The sequence below is a fragment of the Paenibacillus residui genome (assembly GCF_042677205.1).
Taxonomy (GTDB): Bacteria; Bacillota; Bacilli; order Paenibacillales; family NBRC-103111; genus Paenibacillus_L; species Paenibacillus_L residui.
Window position 1 is genome coordinate 91,101 of record NZ_JBHTIU010000003.1, and the last position, 21,739, is coordinate 112,839.

General features: G+C 50.4%; 19 protein-coding genes. 11 read left to right on the forward strand and 8 right to left on the reverse strand.

Translation table 11 applies throughout. From position 1 onward, the window contains the following. Positions 1-37: 37 nt before the first annotated feature. Positions 38-658, reverse strand: coding sequence for a DUF47 domain-containing protein (locus ACFQ03_RS01490; protein WP_144933282.1), 621 nt, complete (start codon positions 656-658; stop codon positions 38-40). A gap of 279 nt (positions 659-937) precedes the next feature. Between ACFQ03_RS01490 and ACFQ03_RS01495 the strand changes: the two genes are divergently transcribed. The 5 genes from ACFQ03_RS01495 to ACFQ03_RS01515 all read left to right on the forward strand — a co-directional run bounded on the left by ACFQ03_RS01495 (position 938) and on the right by ACFQ03_RS01515 (position 5,769). After that, the gene (locus ACFQ03_RS01495) at positions 938-2,233 is read left to right on the forward strand and encodes an amidohydrolase (RefSeq protein ID WP_150959846.1); all 1,296 of its coding nucleotides are present in this window, start codon (positions 938-940) and stop codon (positions 2,231-2,233) included. Between the two features lie 42 nt (positions 2,234-2,275). Then, positions 2,276-2,767: a cell wall elongation regulator TseB-like domain-containing protein gene (locus ACFQ03_RS01500; protein WP_150959828.1), complete on the forward strand. Its 492-nt coding sequence runs from the start codon at positions 2,276-2,278 to the stop codon at positions 2,765-2,767. 186 nt (positions 2,768-2,953) lie between these two features. Further along, positions 2,954-3,496 carry a hypothetical protein gene (locus tag ACFQ03_RS01505; protein ID WP_144933280.1) on the forward strand — a complete coding sequence of 181 codons (543 nt, stop codon included), beginning with the start codon at positions 2,954-2,956 and terminating at the stop codon, positions 3,494-3,496. Next, on the forward strand, positions 3,480-4,979 hold the full coding sequence (locus ACFQ03_RS01510) for an AAA family ATPase (protein ID WP_144933279.1): 1,500 nt from the start codon (positions 3,480-3,482) through the stop codon (positions 4,977-4,979). Before ACFQ03_RS01505 ends, ACFQ03_RS01510 begins: the two co-directional genes overlap by 17 nt. Before the next feature lie 121 nt (positions 4,980-5,100). Beyond that, the gene (locus ACFQ03_RS01515) at positions 5,101-5,769 is read left to right on the forward strand and encodes a DnaD domain protein (protein WP_144933278.1); all 669 of its coding nucleotides are present in this window, start codon (positions 5,101-5,103) and stop codon (positions 5,767-5,769) included. A gap of 206 nt (positions 5,770-5,975) precedes the next feature. Here ACFQ03_RS01515 and mtnB read toward each other — a convergent pair whose 3' ends face one another. The 7 genes from mtnB to ACFQ03_RS01550 form a co-directional block, all read right to left on the reverse strand. Then, on the reverse strand, positions 5,976-6,629 hold the full coding sequence (gene mtnB / locus ACFQ03_RS01520; protein ID WP_144933277.1) for a methylthioribulose 1-phosphate dehydratase: 654 nt from the start codon (positions 6,627-6,629) through the stop codon (positions 5,976-5,978). Position 6,630: 1 nt separating this feature from the next. Further along, positions 6,631-7,308 carry a 2-hydroxy-3-keto-5-methylthiopentenyl-1-phosphate phosphatase gene (locus ACFQ03_RS01525; protein WP_144933276.1) on the reverse strand — a complete coding sequence of 226 codons (678 nt, stop codon included), beginning with the start codon at positions 7,306-7,308 and terminating at the stop codon, positions 6,631-6,633. After that, the gene (locus ACFQ03_RS01530; RefSeq protein ID WP_144933275.1) at positions 7,305-8,573 is read right to left on the reverse strand and encodes a 2,3-diketo-5-methylthiopentyl-1-phosphate enolase; all 1,269 of its coding nucleotides are present in this window, start codon (positions 8,571-8,573) and stop codon (positions 7,305-7,307) included. The genes ACFQ03_RS01525 and ACFQ03_RS01530 overlap by 4 nt, the downstream gene beginning before the upstream one ends. Positions 8,574-8,592: 19 nt before the next feature. Then, positions 8,593-9,453 carry a pyrroline-5-carboxylate reductase gene (gene proC, locus ACFQ03_RS01535; protein ID WP_144933274.1) on the reverse strand — a complete coding sequence of 287 codons (861 nt, stop codon included), beginning with the start codon at positions 9,451-9,453 and terminating at the stop codon, positions 8,593-8,595. A gap of 45 nt (positions 9,454-9,498) precedes the next feature. Next, a complete protein-coding gene (locus ACFQ03_RS01540; protein ID WP_379285618.1) occupies positions 9,499-10,746 on the reverse strand; it encodes a glutamate-5-semialdehyde dehydrogenase in 1,248 nt (415 codons plus the stop codon). Positions 10,747-10,808: 62 nt separating this feature from the next. Further along, complete coding sequence (proB, locus tag ACFQ03_RS01545; RefSeq protein ID WP_150959831.1) at positions 10,809-11,909, reverse strand: glutamate 5-kinase; 1,101 nt, start codon at positions 11,907-11,909, stop codon at positions 10,809-10,811. A gap of 761 nt (positions 11,910-12,670) precedes the next feature. Beyond that, a complete protein-coding gene (locus ACFQ03_RS01550) occupies positions 12,671-13,816 on the reverse strand; it encodes a pyridoxal phosphate-dependent aminotransferase (protein WP_379285658.1) in 1,146 nt (381 codons plus the stop codon). 206 nt (positions 13,817-14,022) lie between these two features. Here ACFQ03_RS01550 and ACFQ03_RS01555 point away from each other — a divergent pair, with 206 nt between their 5' ends. From ACFQ03_RS01555 to ACFQ03_RS01580, 6 genes are all read left to right on the forward strand, one after another. Further along, positions 14,023-14,814 carry a carbon-nitrogen family hydrolase gene (locus tag ACFQ03_RS01555; RefSeq protein WP_144933271.1) on the forward strand — a complete coding sequence of 264 codons (792 nt, stop codon included), beginning with the start codon at positions 14,023-14,025 and terminating at the stop codon, positions 14,812-14,814. A gap of 439 nt (positions 14,815-15,253) precedes the next feature. Beyond that, a complete protein-coding gene (locus tag ACFQ03_RS01560; protein WP_144933270.1) occupies positions 15,254-15,958 on the forward strand; it encodes a response regulator transcription factor in 705 nt (234 codons plus the stop codon). Further along, positions 15,955-17,331: a sensor histidine kinase gene (locus tag ACFQ03_RS01565; RefSeq protein WP_379285621.1), complete on the forward strand. Its 1,377-nt coding sequence runs from the start codon at positions 15,955-15,957 to the stop codon at positions 17,329-17,331. Before ACFQ03_RS01560 ends, ACFQ03_RS01565 begins: the two co-directional genes overlap by 4 nt. Before the next feature lie 39 nt (positions 17,332-17,370). Then, entirely contained in the window at positions 17,371-18,144 is a 774-nt protein-coding gene (locus tag ACFQ03_RS01570; RefSeq protein ID WP_144933268.1) for a hypothetical protein, read from the forward strand. Positions 18,145-19,122: 978 nt separating this feature from the next. After that, positions 19,123-20,490: an ABC transporter substrate-binding protein gene (locus ACFQ03_RS01575; protein WP_379285623.1), complete on the forward strand. Its 1,368-nt coding sequence runs from the start codon at positions 19,123-19,125 to the stop codon at positions 20,488-20,490. A gap of 73 nt (positions 20,491-20,563) precedes the next feature. Further along, complete coding sequence (locus tag ACFQ03_RS01580) at positions 20,564-21,682, forward strand: ABC transporter ATP-binding protein (protein ID WP_144933267.1); 1,119 nt, start codon at positions 20,564-20,566, stop codon at positions 21,680-21,682. The last annotated feature ends 57 nt before the right edge of the window (positions 21,683-21,739 follow it).

Genomic DNA, 21,739 nt, shown 5'->3' on the forward strand with positions numbered 1-21,739 from the left:
TTATTATGAAAGACCGCCTCAAGCGGGGTTTAGCCGATTAAGCGTAGCGCAGTACAACGCTGTCCAGAATGTTTGCCACATCTTCACAGGAGTCCGTCGTCTGCTCCAGACGCTCATACAGCTCTTTGATTTTAAAGTCGTGGTAAGGGTCCTTGGGAGAAACGAAGATCGCGCGAATGCCTTCTCTCATTAAGCGGTCGGCTTCATTCTCCAGACTGTTGATATGTACGGCATGCTCGGTAATTTCAGAATATTTCTTCTTGGAAAGCAGCTTGAAGGCCTCCAGAATATGCTCACAGCTCGATACAATGACTTCAGCGAATTCTTTCATGAAATCATCGGTTTTATCAATATTTAAATAATCGAAACGGGCGATGGTCGCTTCGATACCGTCCACTACATCATCCACAGACATGGCCAGCTCCATAATATCCTCGCGGTCAATCGGAGTAAGGAATACTTTGCTTAATCCTTTAAATATGGAATGTGTCAGTTGATCCCCTTTGTTCTCCAATTCTTTGAGCTTATCGAAATAAGGGGCTAACGCGCTTGAGCCGGACATGGCCTCCCGAAAGACTTTGGCCGCTTCCAGAGTATTCTCGGCCGCTTCAATCAATAGTGCTAAAAAATCGGTATCTTTCTTCTTGCCGCTAAACATTGTGATAAGACCCCTTTCCTCTGTTGAATCTAACATGGACCTATCGGCCTTAGATTCTTAAACCGTTTAATGTCGTTTCATAAAATTAAAAATAGCACATTCTCCAGCCTAAAAGCAATGGACCGGTTATATAGGCTATTTGCCGGGCATTTTTTGTCATTGAAATTGGTGCTAAAGCAATAAGTCCTGCTATTTTAAAATGTACCCGTCTTTCTTGATTTTAACCTTACTAAGCGGTACATTGGAAAAGAATGATATTTCGTGAAAGGGTTGAATACATTGACGGATACAGTGATTATTAATGGAAGCTTTATAACGATGGACCCCGCTCAGCCTTACGTGGAAGGGGTTATGGTTATTAAAGGTGACCGGATAGATTATGTCGGACCTGAGAAGCAGGATTCCATAAGCAAGGATGCGCGTATCATTAACGGTCGCCATAAGCTGTACATGCCGGGATTGGTGAATACCCACGGACATGCGGCTATGACCCTGCTTAGAGGAGTGGGTGATGATTTGGCTCTTCAGGTGTGGCTGGAAGAAAAAATGTGGCCGAATGAAGCCAAGTTTACGTCCGAAGACGTCAAATGGGGCACTCTGCTAGCCATACTGGAGATGATGAAGGGCGGGACCACCTGCTTCGTCGACATGTACGACCATATGAATGAGGTCGCGCTGGCGGTAGAGCAGTCCGGCATGCGCGGCTGCTTGACCCGCGGCGTCATCGGATTATGTCCGCCGGATGTCCAGGATGCCAAGCTGGCTGAAGCGAAGCAATTTGCCCGCGATTGGCATGGCAAGGCCGATGGCCGGATTACGACGATGATGGCCCCTCATGCCGCCTACACCTGCCCTCCGGATTACATCGAGAGAATAGTGGAAGCCGCTCATGAGCTCAATCTTCCTCTTCATACCCATATGTCCGAAACGGCCGCCGAAGTCGAGCAGAACGTGAAGCAGTATGGCAGCAGACCGCCGGAGCATCTGGCCAAGCTCGGAGTATTCTCGCGGCCTTGTCTGGTGGCCCATGGAGTGCACCTCACCGACGAGGAAATCGCATTGCTTCAGAAGCATGATGTCCGGATTTCCCATAATCCCGGAAGCAACCTGAAGCTGGCCAGCGGTATAGCCCGTGTGCCTGATCTCCTTAAGGCCGGAATCAAGGTGTCGCTCGGGACGGACGGAGCGGCAAGCAATAACAATTTGGATATGTTCGAGGAGATGAGACTGGCCGCGTTAATCCACAAGGGAGTATCCGGAGATCCGGTTTCCATTCCTGCAGAGCAGGCGTTGAGAATGGGAACGTTAGAAGGCGCACAATCGATATGGCTTGAGGACGTAGGAAGCTTGAAGCAGGGGATGAAGGCCGATTTCATCGCTTTGGATGCAGATCAGCCTCATTTGCTGCCTAAATCAAATTATTTATCTCATGTCGTTTACTCCGCATCTGCGAATGATGTAACCGATGTTTATGTAAATGGCAAACAAATTGTGCGGGACAGACAATGTCTGACTCTGGATGAGGAAAAGATAAAAGCTGAGTTCCGCCAACGATTCAGCGCGTTGCTTGGATAATGAGCAATCCTCGAATAAAAAATACCGGGAGGCCGATCGAAGTTGCACTATAAGAAACGAATCGTTTGGGGCAGTATCGCTGCGGTGGCCCTGCTGGTTTTCATTGCTTTTCGGTTTTATGATGCGGTCAGAGCTGACTTGCGCCTGGAGAAGGAACAGGCCGTTAAGACGGTATTGCAGGAGACGAGGATAGAGCAGGTCGATGCCGTGCGGCCATTTGTCGGAGATAAGCCCTATATGGTCGTCTATGGGAAATCGGATCGTGACGAGGAAATGATTGCTTGGGTCCATGAGGACGGGGTGGATGTAAAACTGGCGCGGGAAGGTGTCAGCTCGGAGACGATAAGGGAGAAAATGCTGGCCAAAAACCCGGAAATGGATATTGTGCATATTAACGCCGGAAAAATGCAGGATGTATTCGTTTGGGAAGTCTTCTATAAACAAAAGGAAGAGGCCGGCGAGCGGTATTATTATGATTATTACCGATTTTCGGATGGAAGCCATCTGGATACCTATCGAATGGCGGCGCGTTAAGTGCATCGTTAAAAAAATGGAGCCTGGCAAAGGGACAACAAGCAAAAGTGGGTTCAAAGGCAATTACCTGATAAAGGAATGATTGGGATGGTTATCCTTACCTTCACACTTTTTTCTAACATTCGTTATAGATAATATGATATACTCGTATATATCACGATTTAATGATTAGAAAGGTGGGCGTAGATGAAACTGAGAATATTGCCAATCTTACTTGCGGTTGCTTGCTCCAGCTTGATATTGTTTGGCGGATGGTTTATGTATCGCAGTTATGCGATGGAGACGCCGCTTAATGAACTCGTTTCTCAAGCCCAGGGCGTGGAAGAAGTTCAGATGGAATTATCCAACCAATCGGTTAATATAAAGGTAAAGCTCAATAACGAGGCCAATATGCGCGAAATCTACCAGAAGGTAGCGACCGAAGGCGCGGACATTATCGGCAAGCGTCAATTAAACATTCAAGTAGTGAATGATTCATCTCCGGAATTGGACAAGTGGTGGTCTATCGTTTTGTTTGACATCGCTCAAGCGATGGATACCCGCCAGTATTCCCGGATTCCCGTGACACTGGAAGAGAAGGCGGCCGCCCTTCCGGGCTTGCAAGCCGTAACCGAAATGGACGATAATAATGTATATGTTCGACTTACCTATGGGGAGAAGAGCAAATACATTATTTTGCCGAGAGTTCCGGCTAAGTTAGGAGTGTGGCCGAATGAGCAAATACAGTAAGGAAATCCTAATTGGCGTCATTCCCGTCGTGCTGCTGTTTCTCGCTTTTATCGGACTGAATATTATTCCTCTTGTCATGATGGCCGTTCTCGTTATTGCCTTGCTGTATATCGTCAAACCGAAGATGAATCTCGAAGCCAAGGGAGAGAGGCCGGGGAAGATTCGAAAACCGTCCGCTCTAACCTTCGAAGAAATTGGCGGTCAGGAGAACGCGAAGAATGAATTGAAGGAAGCCCTCGAGTTTATAATAAAGTACGATGATATCAAGAAGTTCGGAATTCGCCCTCTCAAAGGAATTCTGCTGACCGGTCCTCCCGGAACGGGAAAAACTTTGATGGCCAAGGCGGCCGCCCATTACACAAATTCCGTATTCGTCGGTGCTTCCGGCAGCGAATTTGTTGAAATGTATGTAGGTGTCGGAGCCAGCCGGATTCGCGAGATGTTCAAGAAGGCCAAAACGCTCGCGCAGAAGGAAAATAAGGAGAGCGCCGTAATCTTTATCGATGAGATCGATGTGATCGGCGGCAAGCGGGATGGCGGGCAGCATCGGGAGTATGATCAGACGCTTAACCAGCTTCTGACGGAGATGGATGGAATCCATACGGAAGAATCTCCACGTATTCTTATTATCGCTGCGACCAACCGCAAAGAAATGCTCGATTCGGCCTTGCTGCGTCCGGGAAGATTCGACCGGCATATAGAGGTTGACCTTCCGGATAAGAAGGGGCGGCTTCATATTCTGAACATTCATGCGGCGAACAAGCCGCTTGCAGATACCGTCGATTTGGAGAAAATTGCTGAGGAATCCTTTAATTTCTCGGGAGCCCAGCTGGAAAGCGTCATGAATGAAGCGGCCATCTACGCGATGAGGGATGGTTCGGAGAAGATTGAGCAGAAGCATTTGACCCTGGCAATTGATAAGGTAATGATGGGAGAGAAGACCGACCGGGAGACGAGCAACGAAGAGCGAGAGCGCGTAGCCTATCATGAATTGGGGCATGCCATCGTGGCGGAGGTCGTCAAGCCGGGTACGGTATCCCAGGTATCCTTGAGCCCCAGGGGTCAAGCTCTCGGGTTTGTCCGGCATAATCCGCAAGAGGATCAATACTTATATACCAAAGAGTATTTGGAAGAACGGATTATGATCGCGCTCGGCGGCGCGGTAGCGGAAGAGATGTTCTACGGGAACCGGAGCACAGGCTCTCGCAACGATTTCGAACAGGCTCTTAATCTCGTCAAAATGATGATGGACTCCGGGTTGACGAGTCTGGGTATCGTGGATAGGGAAATGGTGACGAAAGAAGAATTAATGAAGGCGAACGCCTCCATATTGGATTCGTTAACGTCCAGAACACGTGAAATATTGGAATCCTACCGTTCCGTATTCGTCCAAGCCTTAGAAATTCTTATCAAGGAAGAAGTTCTCTCCGGAGAACAATTCCGCAATCTGCTTGCCGTACTCAAGCAGAAGAGCACAGCCTAAATTATTATGGAAGACGGCGTCCTTTCAGCAAACTTTGCTTAAAGGACGCCGTCTTCTTTTTATTAGGGCGCAAACATAGTACAATAGAGACAAGCGTTTGTATCCTTAATGAGGTGATGGTGTGAACAACAAGGAGTTTAAGCGACTGGAAGAGGGGGTACTTGCCGCTTTACAGGAAGGAACCCTGCAGGTTCCTCACTTGTTTTTTAAACTGTATCCCGGCTTAAACCTGAATGAAACGGAGGCCATGCTGCTCCTTCACCTGATGTCTTTTATCGATAGAGAGAAGAAGGATTTTCCGACGATTGAAGAAATACAATCCCGAATGGCAGCCCCTCCGGAACAAGTCATCAAGGCACTGCAGAAGCTTCTGAAAGAAGGCTGGATTACGATCGATGAAGAGGTCGATTCTTTATCAGGCATTCAATATGAGCGTTATAACTTATCCGGAATGTACCACAAGCTGGCTGCGGCCTGGGCGGATTTCCACAAGGAGGAAGAACGCCAGAAGAGGCTTGCGGTTTCCAAGGAAGGCAATGACATCTTCACTATTTTCGAGAATGAATTTGCCAGGCCATTGACTCCGATGGAGCTGGAGACGATCTCCGGCTGGCTGGATCAGGATAAATACAACAAAGACCTTATCCTGGCCGCATTGAAGGAGGCAGTTTTTGCGGGCAAGGTTCATTTTCGTTACATTGACCGGATTCTGCTGGAATGGAGCCGCAATCGGATTTTTACCCCGGAGCAGGCGAAGGAGCATGCACAGCGCTTTCGTGGCGCCCGTTAAACCAAGAAAAAACCTTCGAAGGCCGACTTCGAAGGTTTTTTAGATACAGTACAAAGTAAAACATCCTTTAAATCCAGTTGCTTATTAATGAAATAATTCCCGATAGGTGTTTTTCTCAGAACATAAGAAAGAATAAGTTTCACCGTAATCCTGTTCCTATATTTCATCGCGGTATACACGCCTGTCCAAAGGACGGCCATTGCCGTTTATCCTTGCTTGTTCAACAGCTTCCACCGATAAACATATTCGAAGAGAAACTCGAAGGCTTCCAAATGACGCTTCGCTTCGAAAACGTTGGCTCCCCAGGCATAGATGCCGTGCTTGCGCAGGACAATGCCGGGAACCCGGGGGACAATCGCCTCGCTGACCAGCTCGGCAATGCGGGGGATATCCGCATAATTAGGAAGGATAGGAATGCGGATCGCGGCGTCCTCCTCCCATATATTGAACGCTTTAATCAGCTCCACTCCTTCTACGGGAATGGCTTGTTCCTCCCGGTACAGTTCCGAAACCAGGTTGTTAAAGACCGTATGAACATGGAAAATCGCCCCGCATCCGGTAGCCCGATAAATCTCGCAATGGATAAGAGTTTCAGCCGAAGGCTTAAGCCCGGTCGTCTCCAGCGGACGCCCATGCTGATCCACGATCAGGAAATCTTCCGGGGAAGAGACCGACTTGTCCTTGCCGCTTGCCGTGACAGCAAATGCGAAGGTCTGGCGATCCTCGCTCATGTCGCCTATCCGTACCGACAAATTGCCGCTGGTGGCGGGGAACCAGCCTCGTGCGGCGAACGTTTCCTTGACCTCCCTCAGCTCAGAGAACGCTCGCTGCTTCTGTTCCAACGTCATGCTATGTTCCATTTCAGTTCCCCTCTCTTAAAGCATTCAATCCATTGATGACGTCATGGAAGGTTTCAAATTTTCTATAGGCAATTCCAAGCTTCTCACATTCCTCTGCAAGATGGGATCGGGCAAAGACGAAATCAGCTTGCTTGGAACCTTCAAAATCCGACAGGCTGTCGCCAATCAGTATGCGGTTATACTTCTCCGGTGAATAGGAGCGGATAATAGTAGTCTTGCACATCCCGCAGCCCTTATCGCATTGCTCATCGCACGGATGAGGCCAGGTAATCCGAATTTGTTCTCCGGAGAAATCACTGCCGTTACAGTAAATCTGTTCCGGTCTTAGTTCGAAGGGGGCCAGTGTCGGGAGCAGGAAAAAATCAATTCCCCCGCTGGTCACCAGAAAATCGAAGTCATTCTCCCTGACATACTCCAGAAGCTCCGGGAAGCCCTCCCGGATACGGATCGATTGGCGGGTAAATTGAATAATCTCATCTTTCCGCGAGGAGGGGAGGAGGGCGAACATCGCTCCGACTCCCTCCTGCAGGGGGATCTCTTTATCAACGATCCGGCGAAGAATGTCTTCCCAGCCGGAAGGCTGAAAATGCTTCATGATGTCCATGATGTTATCTGTAACGGTAATGGTCCCGTCGAAATCGCAGAATATGATATTTTGCTTGTTTGCATCAAGCTTCATTCTCTAACCCCCCATGCCTCGATGGCCGCGTGCAGCTCCTCATGTTCAGACGCATAGTCTCTCAGGGGTACGCCGCTTAACGCCGCCTGAATCGCTTGCCTGAATGCGCGGCCTCCCGCTTCGGTTCCCATCGGATGGCCGTGAACGCCTCCGCCCGCATTAACAACGACCTCTTGTCCGAAATCGCGGAGGATCAACGGAACCAGCCCGGGGTGAATACCTGCTGAAGGCACCGGGAAGCTCTTGGCTAGAGTCAGTCTTCCGGCGTGCGGTTCCCCGTCATTTCCGGACGAATGCAGATAGTCCCGGGGCTGGTCCGTTAATAAAGCGTGACGAATAGCCATGTTTTCTTCCTTGGGCATCACGACCGAACCATAAGGCGAAGGGAACAGCACCAGATCCGCACCGGCCAGCCGCATCAGCTTGCCGAGCAGTACGGAAGCGGAAATGCCGTGATAGGGTGATGGATAATAGGCGCCCGCCAACGCAGGGTGTGCCGCGATCGGGACGGTAATGTCTGGATGCGCGCTCAGTTCGCGAAGCGTATCGAACCCATAGGAGAGCACGTTGAATAAGAGAGCATTAGCTCCAAGAGAAACCGCCTTAACGGCTTGCTCTGCGAGCTTGGATGTCGGCCCCGTCAGGTTAACGGCATAGAGCAGCTTCTGCCCGGTCGTTTCCTCTGCCTGCTTGGCCGCCTCCATACATACCTTGACCCGTTTCTCCAGTGGGGTGAGCGGATTCTCGAATAAAATTTCATCATCCTTAATCAAATCCACACCGCCGAGAGCTTGTTTGTAGAATTGCTCGCGCAAGGCAGGCAAATCGTGGCCGATGACGGACTTGAAGATGCTCATCAGCAGAGGACGATCATGGACGCCCAGCAGGGAGCGCACACCTTCCATGCCGAATTTGGGACCGGAAAAGGCACTCAGGAAGGGGTCGGAAAAATGCAAATCCATCAGTTTGATGCGGCCGTCCATAGAGAGCTTTCCGAATACAGTCACAAGGAGAGCCGGAATGTCCCGGCTGAAATTGACGTCCGGATAAGCTATCCGGATGTCCGCGTAACGTTCACCAAGCTCATTACGGCTTTCGGCGACATCGACCACTTGGCCGAGATAGGGCTGCATGCTTGCTTTTTTCGCCTCGGGCAGATCCGTCCAGCTTCCGACAGTCAGGCCGACGGCAATGCCGGCAGCCTTCTTGCCGAAATCGGCATTTTCATCATAGCAGCGATAGGTTGCCGTACAATAGGAGTTCATCGTTCCACCTGCTTTTCGTTCAATATTTCATCATTTCTTCGGATATCGTGCGGCCGATCTCGCCGGCTCTATCCGAAGCCCGCCGGACAGCGCTTCGGATAGCCTCTTGAAAATGATATTGATCCAATACTTCCAGTGCGGCTTGAGTGGTGCCGTTAGGAGAGGTAACCTTCTGCCGTAAGGAGGCCGGTTCTTCTCCCGTTGCTTTAACCATTGAGGCGGCACCCAGGACGGTCTGAACCGTCAGCTTCCGGGCTTGTTCCTGATTCAACCCTCCCTGGATCCCTGCTTCCATAAGAGCTTCCATGAAGGTATAGATATAAGCCGGCCCGCTGCCTGAGACGCCGGTAACAATGTCGATCAGCGGCTCCTCGACTACGATGGTTTCCCCGGTAGCTGAGAAAAGATTTATGGCCATTTCCTGATAGACTCCGGAGGCGTTAGCGGAGAAGCAGAGTCCCGTCGCCCCCATACCGATCGTACATGATGTATTCGGCATGCAGCGGGCAATGGGAATTAGCCGGCCCAGCCGATTTTCCATCGTATCGATGGAAAGTCCGGCTATCACGGAGATGACGAGCTGCCCGGGATGCACTAATGGTGCCAGATCCTCCAGTGCCGCCCCGGCGTCCTTGGGCTTCATGGCAAGCACGATGATATCCGCTTCCGCTGTATATCTGCGAACCGCCTCTGGTCCGCTGCCGGTACGGATGCCGTACTTCTGGCAGAGGATGGTCAGTCGGTCCCGGTTGCTCGAGTTTGTCGCAATAATTCGTTCTGGATTAGAGCCGGGAAGGGAAACAAGACCGCGGATGATAGCTTCGGCCATGGCTCCCGCTCCGATGAATAGTATAGTTTTGCCCGCAAGGGTTTGATTCATGGTTTAAAACCTCCGTGCACACGAACTGGAGTGACGGGCTTGCGCTTATTCTCTAATTTGCCCGTTTCCATAGATGTAGTATTTAGTAGAAGTCAGAGCAGGGAGGCCCATAGGTCCACGGGCATGCAGCTTCTGTGTGCTGATGCCGATCTCTGCGCCGAAGCCGAATTCAAAGCCATCGGTAAACCGCGTCGACGCATTCACATAAACGGCGGCGGCATCCACTTCCTGCAAGAAGCGGTCTGCGTGCTCCTTCGTTTCCGTAACAATACATTCGGAATGCATCGTTCCATATTGGCGAATATGGTCAATAGCTTCCTCCAACGACCCGACAATTTTTATATTAAGAATATAGTCGTTATATTCCGTAGCCCAATCCTGCTCTGCAGCCGGATGGATCACGGGGGCGAGCTCGACCGCGGCCGCGCAGCCGCGCAGCTCCACTCCCGCCGTAATAAATTTATCGGCCAGATCGGCCAGATGCTTCTCGGCATAAGAGCGGTGTACAATCATCGTCTCCATAGCATTGCAGACGGAAGGACGCTGGATTTTCGCATTCATGGTAATACGCAGTGCTTTCTCGGGATCGGCCGTTTCATCCAGATAAGTGTGGCAGATTCCGGCACCCGTTTCGATGACGGGAACAGAAGCATTCTGAACGACGTTCTGAATCAGCGACCGGCCTCCCCGCGGAATGATCACGTCGAGCCAGCCGTTCAGCTTAAGCATTTCGTCGACCGATGAACGGTCGGGGCTAGCGACCAGCTGTATAGCGTCTGCAGGAACCGAAGTCGCAGCCAACGCCTCGTGCAGCACCTCGACAATTTTGCTGTTGGAGGACAGGGCACTGGAGCCTCCGCGCAGCAAGACGGCATTGCCGGACTTCAGGCATAAGCCGGCGGCATCGACCGTTACATTCGGCCGGGCTTCATAGATGATGCCTACCAGTCCGATAGGAACCCGCTTCTTGCGGATCAGCAGTCCGTTAGGCCGTTCGAATTCTTCCATAACGTCTCCAATCGGATCGGGTAATTCAACAATCTGTCTAAGTCCTTCGGCCATTGCCTGAATTCTTTGCTCATTGAGCGCGAGCCTGTCGAGCAAGGAACTGCTAAGTCCGCTAGCGGCTCCGCGCTCCAGATCTTCCTTGTTCGCGGAAATAATGTCTTCCGATCTCTTGACCAGTGCATCTGCCATCGCCAGCAGCGCCTCGTTCTTCTGTTCCGTTGTCAGGCTTCCCAGCACAGGCTCTGTCCGTTTCGCCAGCTCTGCTTGTCGTTTAATCTCGCTCATAGCATTTGCCTCCCATGCATCGTTTATTATCTATTGAAAATAAAGTCACTAGTATCCTACATTCAGTCAACAGCCATCCATTCATCGCGGTGAATCACTTCAATTCTCGGCACTTCCACCCGTTTTTTCACTTCATCCGTGGACAGTCCGGCTACCGCCTGAAGCTGCCAGGCCGCATAGTTTACGACCCCTCTGCCGATCAGCTGCTGATCCGGATTAATAACTTCAACGACATCCCCGGGGTGAAAATCACCGGATATTTTGCGAATGCCGGCAGGCAGCAGACTCTTGCCACCCTCCAGCAGCGCAGCTTCGGCGCCCCGGTCGACATATACCTTGCCCTGCGGGAAGGAGTGAAAGCCGACCCACTGCTTCTTGGCAGGCAGTGTATGCAGATGGGTGTCAAAGTAGGTGCCCTTGCCTTTGTTCTGAGCAGCGGCTAGCAAATCGCCGGGTTCGGCCACCTTGCCGACAAAGACGGGTACGCCTCCCCGCATCGCGATCCGGGCGGCTTCCACTTTGGAGCGCATTCCTCCGGTACCGACGGAGGAGCCGCTGCCGCCGGCGATCCGGTACAGCTCATCACTGATTTGCTCTACCCGGTCAATTCTGACGGCATCTGCATTCTTGCGTGGATCATCGGTATACAGACCGTCCGTATCGGTGATGATTAAAAGGCTGCTTGCTTTCACCAGATTGGCGACCAGGGCGGACAGGTTGTCGTTATCGCCAAATTTAAGTTCCTCGACAGCGACGGTATCATTCTCGTTAATGACCGGAATTACCCCTCTGGCCAGCAGCTCCTCGACCGTCATCAACGCGTTTAATATTCTTTGCCGGTTGGAGAAGTCGGCTCGGGTGAGCAGAATCTGCGCGACGGGGATATCATTGTGGGCGAAGGCCTCTTGATAGCACTGCATGAGCAGAGCCTGTCCTACCGCTGCGGCGGCTTGCTTTTCCTTGAGCACACGAGGGCGTTTCCGGTAACCGATCGTAGTGAAGCCGGCGGCAACCGCTCCGGATGTAACCAGAAGCACCTGATAGCCATTCTGACGCAGGGCTGACAATTCATTTGCATAGAAATGGACTTTATCGCGGTTAAGGCCGCCTTCGTCGGAAGTAAGGGAGCTGCTCCCGATTTTGACGACAATGCGTGATTGCATATAATCACTTCTTTCTATATAGCTAATGATTTACCCGGCACCAGATACAGATTGGATAGCCGAATGACAGCTCGGGATTGACGAGGTACAGGTAAATCTGTCTCGGATTTCCCGAGGGGAATGATTTTTGAATCTATGAGGGACGGTGAGAAGACACCGCAAAAGTCCTGTCGAGCACTCAGGATATAACAAGAGGATGATTCCTTACATTCCCATACAATAAGAAACGGCTGTCGCCGTTCTTGTCCAAGGACGTACAATTTCTCGATAAATATAAGAACTGAATAAGCATGTTAAACTTATATTTTTCTTATATTTTAAAAAAAGCTCCTAACGGAGCCCGATAAATACCCCACAAAATGACGTAAACCTTCGCTCTTATTCCAAGTATATTGCGGGGAGTCCCGGAAATAAATTGAATAACCCGGTATAAGAGGTAGCTTATTATGCCAATAGGAATCTTTGAATTGCGTCATATTAACGCTGTAAAGATATTAATGATTCCTAAAATTCCTACGTGGTAAGGAAAAAACTTTCGTCCGCACTGGACGAAAGTATGGCAGTTAGTAGGTTGTGTCAGCATTGTATAACGGTCCATTCCAGTCATAGTACATAAGCGTTTCCGAATGGTTCTGCAGATGCCGATTCTTGCATAATGGATGCTGCTTCCTTATTTCCTAAGGATATCATTCACCCTGTCGTTTGTAAAGAAATAGCCCTTTGCCTGTTACCTGATCCGAACGTTTGTGACTAGATCCATCCTAGAAAATGTTCAGCCTCCCGATTCGCTCTACAGCTTCCTGGAGACGTTCCTCGGAAGTCAGCAGCCCTAGGCGAACGTAACCTTCTCCGCTCTGCCCGAAGCCGATGCCGGGGGCGACTACGACATTGGCCTCCAACAGCAGTTTATCGGCGAATTCGCTTGAACGGTACCCCTTGGGAACCGGCAGCCACGCGAAGAAGGAGCCTTGCGAAGGCTGGGCCTGCCAGCCGATTTGCTCTAGAGCCGAGAATAAAGCGTTCCTGCGGCTCTCATAGACTGCCGACAGCTCGGCGACGCACTGCTGGGGACCGGTCAGCGCTTCGGCCGCAGCCGCCTGAACGGCTCCGAAGAGGCTGACGTAATAATGGTCCTGGATCAGGTTAATAAGGCGGATGACCTCCGGATTGCCGACGGCGAAGGCCACTCTCCAGCCGGCCATGTTATAAGTTTTCGATAAAGTATAAAATTCGACACCGACTTCCTTGGCCCCTGGTGTCTGCAGGAAGCTGACCGGCTTCTCTCCGTCAAAGCCGATGGCTCCGTAAGCGAAATCGCTGGCGACTACAATCCCGTGGCGTTCGGCGAAGCGAACCGTTTCTTCATAGAAAGCCGGTGGCGCGCAAACGGCGGTCGGATTGTTGGGATAATTAATAAACATCAGCTTGGCGCGCTTCAAGTCGGCTTCCGCTAGAGCCGAATAATCCGGAAGGAAACGATTTTGCTCCAGCAGCGGCATAAATACCATTTCCCCTCCGGCCAGTGCAACCCCCGACCAATAATCGGGGTATCCCGGATCAGGGACTAGGCAGACATCCCCCGGATTAAGCAGGCATTGACTGATTTCGACCAGGCCGGTTTTCCCTCCGAAGAGAACCGCGACCTCCGTTTGCGGATCCAGCTCGACCCCGTAATCCTCGCGGAATCTCTGGGCGGCGGCTTCCTTCAGAAACAAATAACCGTCAAACGGCGGGTAACGGTGAAAAGCCGGATTGGCGGCCGCTTCCTGCATCCTGCGCACGATATGATCCGGGGTAGGGCGATCGGGATTTCCTTGGCCAAGATTGATGACATCATATCCTTCAGCAATCCGCCGATTTGCTTTCTGTACAAGACTTGCGAAAAATTGCCTAGGGAGGCTCTGCATTCGCGCGGCGGGAACTATGGGGAATTGGGCTTGTTTATTCAAAATCCATTCACACTCCAGTAATTAACGTAAAATTGAACCGATTTTAACACGATTTTTCCTATCTGTATAGTATTCTTATAGGAGATTTTGCTGTTGGCCGGATTGATGAACCGCCCGGTATCCCTTATGATAGAGAAAAAGCAGAAAGAAGTGAATAGAAAACGATGTCTTCATTACATATCGCTCTTCTTCAAATGGATGTCAAAGCCGGAGAGCCCGAAGCTAATTTTGCCAAGCTCGAGCAAATGCTGCTCCAAGCGGTGCAGGCCGATCCGAAGCCGGACGTCCTGATTTGTCCGGAAATGTGGAATACCGGGTTTGACCTGGAAGAGATTCAACAGCAGGCGGACCCGGAAGGGAAACGGACCCGTGAGCTGATCTCCGGATTCTGCGCCGAGCATTCGGTCAATGTGGTGGCCGGCTCGATAGCGAATAACGTAAACGGAGAAGTAAGGAATACATTGTACGTATTTGATCGGAACGGCAAGCTTGCGGCGGAGTATGACAAAATCCATCTATTCCGGTTAATGGACGAGGAGAAGTATCTGACCGGAGGAGAGAAGATCGGACGCTTCGAGATCGATGGGCTGCCGGCTGGAGCGGTAATTTGTTATGATATCCGATTTCCGGAATTGTCCCGGAGGTTGGCTCTGGATGGGGCCAAGATGATGTTCGTGCCGGCTCAGTGGCCGCATCCGCGATTGAATCATTGGCGTACGCTGTTGACCGCGAGAGCTATAGAGAACCAGATGGTGGTGATTTCATGCAACCGGGTCGGTCAAAGCGGAGATACCTCCTTCTTCGGGCACTCAATGGTTATCGACCCCTGGGGAGAGATCATCGTGGAGGGCGGAGAGGAAGAAACGATTCTCACTGCACAGATAGACCTTGGTGAAGTGGATCGTGTAAGAAGTAAAATTCCGGTTTTCCAGGATCGCAGACCCCACTTATATTAGTCTGAACGTTCCCTTAATTATGGGGGGGAGTATTTTTCAGAAAAAAAAGGAAAGAAAAGGAACCTTGCAGAATCTTTATATATGTTCCGTATATAATAGAAAACACTGGTTATAAAAGTGCTGTTTACCGGGACGTGCCGCAGGTTTCTATGTTTAAATGGAGAGATTCCCGGCAGCTGCTGCGGAATTTCTCTGCGTTCTGAGACAATATTTCTAGGGAGGGAGGTTCGGCGTTGAAATGGCATCGGCAGATGAAATCAAGATAAATCAATCAGAGAGTCCCGGCAGGCGGTTATTAGGTCGCACGAATCTGGTTCAGAGCCTTGCCTTCATTATACGGGAGACAGGATAGCCATTTGGCGGCGACACCTTCCCAAGGCTGCCCGTCCTAGTTATGCCCGCACAATTTCTCATTTTCTTCACAAGGGGGATATATAAGATGGATATCATGATTGTTGAAGATGAGGTAACGATTCGCGACGTGCTTAAATCTTATTTTATCAAAGAAGGTTGGAATGTGCATACTTCCGGTGATGGAAGGGAAGCCCTTCAGAAGGTTCAAACCTTCAAGCTGGATTTAATCGTTCTGGATTTGATGATTCCGGGCATGTCCGGGGAAGAACTGTGCAGGCAGATCCGTTCTATTTCTAATGTCCCTCTGATTATGCTGACTTCCAAGGCTCATGAAAGCGATACCATAAACGGGTTGAACCTGGGGGCTGATGATTACATTACGAAGCCGTTCCGGATGAAGGAAGTAATCGCCCGGATTAATGCGCTTCAACGCAGAATCAATTCGCTTTCCCCAACACCAAACCGCTTTATGAAATTTAATAACCGCCGTCTGATCGTAAATTTTGAAGCCAAGGATGTCTATGTGGAAGGCAGGCCAGCCAATTTGACATGTACGGAATTTAAAATTTTTAATCTGTTGGTTAAGAATCCGGGGAAAATATACAGCCGCCATGATTTGTCTTATGAAGTGCACGGCTACCGGTTTATCGGGGACGGCAGGACCATGGACGCCCATATCAAGAACATTCGCCGCAAAATAGAGCCGGATCCCAAAAATCCCCAATACATAGTTACGAAGATCGGATCGGGCTATAAGTTCAATTATCAACCGGATGAAGATGTTGGATGAAGGGGAGGGGCCGGTTTATTCGAACCCGATGGGCGGCATTCGCGGCAGTATGGCTGACCTCGGCATTCGTTCTTGCAGGATTGTATGCTGTTCTGTCCCAACAAGGGAAATCCCTCTTGGAACGATATAAGGAGCAGTATTACTCTGAACAAGCCTACAGAATGGCTTCCGTCGTCCGGACCTACTTAACCGAGGCCCCAACACCGGCTTCAATCCGGGAGAAGCTGGAGAGCACCTCCAGGTTGTTTTCAACCGCAGTTCGCTGCTACGGGCCCGATCAGGAAACGATTCTCTACGAATACAGCGGGAATCTCTCGGATTTCTCCATTCCGTCCGAAAGGTTGTATGAGGTACAGATTCCAGTGATAGTTAATGGCGGGGTGCAGGGATATATAAATGCTTATTTCGATAAGGCCGATGAATATCAGATCGCCTCACTTGCCAATTGGAAGCAGGATTCCGAGAGGAAGATGCAGCTTGCCTTCGCCGTTGCCCTGCTTGCCTCACTGCTGTTGAGCATCGTGATTTCCGGCAGACTGTCTGCTCCGTTACGCAATGGAAGCAGGCAGGTACAGCCGATTCTCAAAGGGGATCGGGACAAGAGGTTGATTCCGGAAGGAACAAGCGAGCTCAGGGAACTGTATCGGACGATCAATGTTCTTATGGAGGATGTCAATCAACAGGAAATTTGGCGCAAGCGAATGCTGGTTGATTTGACACATGAGCTGAGGACGCCGCTGACTTCGGTTTTATCGCGGCTTGAAGCCATTCTGGACGGGGTATATCCGAAGACGGAGGAACACCTGCAGAGCATGTACGACGAAATTGACAGGCTGTCCCGGCTGGTTGACAATATGGAAAAATTGTCCGAAGCGGAAACCGCCAGGTTCAAGCTGAACATTCAACGGGTGCAAATGACGAAGATCGTAAAAGGAATTCATGATGCTTACTTATTCCTCGCCAAGGAAAAAAATATGAAATTTTTGTTTCATCATCCCAATACGCCTTGTATCGCGGAGGTGGACCCGGACCGGATCATTCAAATCCTGTCCAATATTATCTCTAACGCCATCAAATACACTCCTGACGGAGGCACCGTTGAGGTTGGCCTGTCCTCCAACGAATCGGAAACGCTGATTTATTGCTCCGACAATGGAATTGGAATTTCCGAAGAGGATTTGCCGCATATTTTCAAAAGGTTTTTCCGCGCGGATCCATCCCGCTCCCGGGATATCGGGGGCTTGGGAGTAGGCCTCAGCATCGTTAAGGCATTGGTGGAAGCTCATGGGGGAACCATTGAGGTCAAAAGTCAAGTAGGCAGAGGATCGACGTTTCTGGTCCGTATCCCCCATGTCATACAGCGAATGCCATAATCATTTTACCGAATAACGGCATCCGAACGGAGGGTATACATGATTTTTGTAAGGGCTTTCGACACATTGCGCCGTAATCCGTCGTTGCTGCTTTATCCTGCGTTAATGGATTCGGCCGGGCTTGCCGCCGGCTGGCTCGCCGTTGGATTTATCGGCACCTCCCAAATATCGGTCAAGCTCATTCTCGATATGGGTCTTCCTTCGCTTGGCCATCTGATCAATGTTCCTATAATTATGAACTCGCCTGATTTTCTTAGTCGTCATGGCGGGGGGCCGGTTATAGGACTCGTCACTCTGTTGTTTCTCTTATTGACGGCACTGATGCAGGGAGGCTACATTGCATCTCTTGATAAAGCGCTGCGGGGTGAGCGGAGGAGTTTCCGGCAATTTCTCAAAGACGGGAGAAGGGCCTGGGTCCGCTTTATTTTGTTTTATATCATCGTAGCTCTGGCGAAGACCGCTGCAACGACTTTGCTCGTTCTTATTTTCGGAGCGGTCGGTTTGTTTGCGTCCCTCGTTTTATTTCTCGCCCTGCGCATCCGGTACATTTATTTGGAGCTGGCAATGGTGGTTGATCATTTGAATATCGATACAGGCATGAGAAGAAGCCGTTTCTATTGGAAGGAAGCGCCTGCGGCTACGGCTGCGGTCGTCGGCATTTATTATGCTGTATCTGCACTGTTCAGCTTACTGCTGCATGCTTTTTGGCACCCCCTTGTTTTATGGGCAGGTGTTTGGCTGTATGCTTTCGTTATGACGGCTGTTCAATTATCCTTCATGCTGATTATTCACCGCGTCCGGGAGGATGAGTGAAGGAAGTCGCCGGTTGTAGGTCACGTTTGACACTTCGCATCCTTTTTTGGCTTCCCTTTCGAAGCGGTATGACTTTTGGAACCTCGCTGCCCATGGATTATGGGGGGTGAGGTTTTTTTGGCGCCAATAGATAATAAATCAAACTCCCTCAAACGTATGCTAGCCAGCCCCTTGATATTACTTCCTCCAGTGGTGTTCCTACTCAAACATTTATCCCTTCGTCACGCGGCTTTGGACTATTATCCCCTTGACTCAGACGAGTCCTATGACCCGGTTTCCCCTCGGTAGGACCCCACCAACATCGCAGCAGTCAGGTCGACATAAACCGGGTCTCCTGAAACTCTTCCGGGAGTCCTCCGCCAACCGGCCGCAGACCGGGCAAAGCCTTCGGGAAAAAAATAGTGAATGATGCGGATCAAGCTTTTCTAGGTACTGAGCGGAAGGGATAACAGTCAGAAGGGACGGAGAAGGAGATATCGGCATCATTATGAAGGAACGGCCAGGTATGAAGGAACTGAGCAGAAGGGATAACAGTCAGAAAGAGGCTGTATATTAATGAGGTACAACCAAGATCATGTGAGAAACTACGAAATAGGGTCACCCAGGTCAATTACGTTTTTGCTGTTGGACTTCACTAGTGCAACATCCTGTTGAGCGCCTTTTCCACAATGAATCGACAGCTTCAGAAAGGATGCCGGTGTCATTCCAAAATCATGCACTGTTTAAGGAGTTTTCTCTGTCCATTCGGACCTCTCTTCCCAAGAAACGAGGGGGGTCAAGCCGATGGAAATTCACACCGTCTTCACACCATTTTGGATAAAATCTATTTACATCCTTTTTGCCCTGCTATTTTGTAGATAATCGAGCATTAATACCGTGGAACGGAAAGAAAGCTAAACTTGATTGCTTTAGCTAATGGAGTGGGCTTGATCATCCTTATTAACCATCATGGAATGATGAATTTTAAGGAGGACGTCAATGAACAGAGTTCGAAAATCAGGCGGATTTCCTGCTTTGCTGGCCGTTGGTTTGTTGTCGGTTATCGTTTCTGGCTGCACTGCCAATACAGGGATGGAGGGATCTGCCGATGAATCGGATATCTCAACCCCTCACGCAAACATGGGGACATCCGATGAAGGTCCCCAGGAGGAAGTTACGATCCGGGTTCTGTACCCTTGGGGCCAAGGGGCTTTCGATGAACGATTTAAGGACATTGACGAGAAACTGCCCGATATTAGACTGGAGCTCATTGATTCCCGGGCCGAGCTGGAGCCGCTGCAGGAACTGAACGCCAAAAAAATAGTACCGGATCTCATTTTTGCCAATTGGGGCATCGAGCCGCTCATGGAGCTCGAAATGATTGAGCCGTTGGACGCTCTGGCGGAACAATACGAATTCGATCTGGATAGGCTTGATCCGTCGATTATTGCGTTGTACCGGGCCTGGGATAAGGAAGGAAGGCTGATCGGAATGCCGACGTCGGCGGATAATTATGCTTTATTTTACAACAAGGAAGTATTCGACCTCTTCGGGGTTTCCTATCCGACAGATGATATGACATGGAACGATGTACTCGATCTGGCCAAACGGCTGACAGCGGTGAAGGACGGAATCCAATACCGGGGGCTGGAAATGGGACCGGGCTTTACAGGTACGGAAGCGCTTGTCCCGCTTATGCAGTTGACGGTAAACTTGACGGATCCCGAGACGGGAGAGGTGCTCATATCGCAAGAGCCTGCCGTTCATAAATATATGGAATTAATGAAAGCGTTTTATAATATTCCGGGCCTGTATAACAGTGATCCGGAAGCCCGCAAGGATTATGAATTCACCAAGAACACGGTGGCCATGATTGTTTCCTGGCCAGGATATTTGCGCTGGGGAATCGGAGATCCGGACAAAGCCCGGTCGATCGATATTGCTCCGCTCCCGGTATGGCCGGAGCTCCCGGACATTGCGCCGACTCATTTTTCCCACCCCCTTATCCTAAATAAATATAGCGAAAACAAGGAGGCTGCCTTCCAGGTGCTGATGGAAGTAGCATCTGCGGATCATCAGACGGTGCTGGCTGAAATCGCGGATGGGTTGACGGTGCTTAATCAGCCGGAAATCAATGAGCGCTATGGGGCCAATTATGAAATCTTCGACGGCAAAAATTTAAGCGCCTTCGTGGCCCGTACACCAGCGCTTCCCCCATCCAGAGTCAGTCCGTGGGATAAATACGTCGATATCGTCGGCCATCTGGCGGAGTTTGCCGAATCCGACATGAACATCCCCGAATTCCTGCGGGTAGTCCAGGAGAAGGCCGAAATGAGGATAGCCGAAGAAAAGTCCAGAAGAGAATGACCCTGCACGAAGCAGAAAGACATATGAAATCGGCAAGGTGAGAAACGAAACCGAGTTACAGGGAGGTTTACCATTGGCCAGAATTTTGTTTAACCACGTTTACAAACGGTATGGAAAATACAAAGAAGTCGCTGTGAAGGACTTTAATCTGGAAGTGGAGGATCAGGAATTTCTTGTGTTCGTCGGCCCTTCCGGCTGCGGGAAATCGACGACGCTGAGAATGCTTGCCGGTCTGGAGGATATCTCCGAAGGGGAGATCTATATCGGGGACACCATCGTCAATAACTATCCGCCCAAAGACCGCGACATCTCCATGGTTTTCCAAAATTACGCCCTCTATCCGAATATGAGTGTCTATGAAAATATCGCTTTCGGTCTCAGGCTGCGCAAACAGCCGAAGCACGAAATCGATCTGGCGGTCAAACGGGCGGCCCGTGTGCTGGAGATCGAAAACTATCTGGATCGCAAACCCCGGGAGCTATCGGGGGGACAAAGGCAGCGGGTCGCCCTGGGCCGTGCCATCGTCCGGACCCCTCAGGCTTTCCTGATGGATGAGCCGCTGTCCAATCTCGACGCACGGCTCCGGGTGCAGATGCGTTCGGAAATCATAAGTCTGCACCGCAAAATCGGAGTCACGATGATTTATGTCACTCACGATCAGGTAGAAGCGATGACGATGGGGGACCGGGTGGTGGTGATGAACCGGGGGGTCATTCAGCAGGTCGATACCCCCGAGCAGGTCTATAACAAGCCGGTCAATATGTTTGTGGCCAATTTTATCGGCAATCCTCCCATGAATTTTATAGACGGGCGGATCAGGGAGGAAGCGGGAAAGCTTGATTTCCATACGAACCGGTTCAAGCTGCGGCTTACAGAAAAGCAGGCGTATCACCTCCGCAAGGAAAATTTGGTGGATATGACCGTTGTCCTTGGAATTCGTGCGGAGAACATAAGCTTTGACGAGATCGTCATGGAAGCCTTCCCTGATTCCGTACTTACGGGTATTCTGCAGTTCAACGAATTTTTGGGCTCCGACCGCTACTACCATATGGATATTGGTACTGAGCAAACGCTGGTCGTACGGGCGCATCCGAGACATCATTACGATGACGGAACTAAGGTGACCGTGGCGCTGGACATGAATAAAGCTTTGTTTTTTCATAAAACGACCGGGGTGCTGTTAACAGATTGACCTTGGAGGTCTGGTGAAAGAAGGTACGAAGCGAATCATTTTATCACCCCATTATAG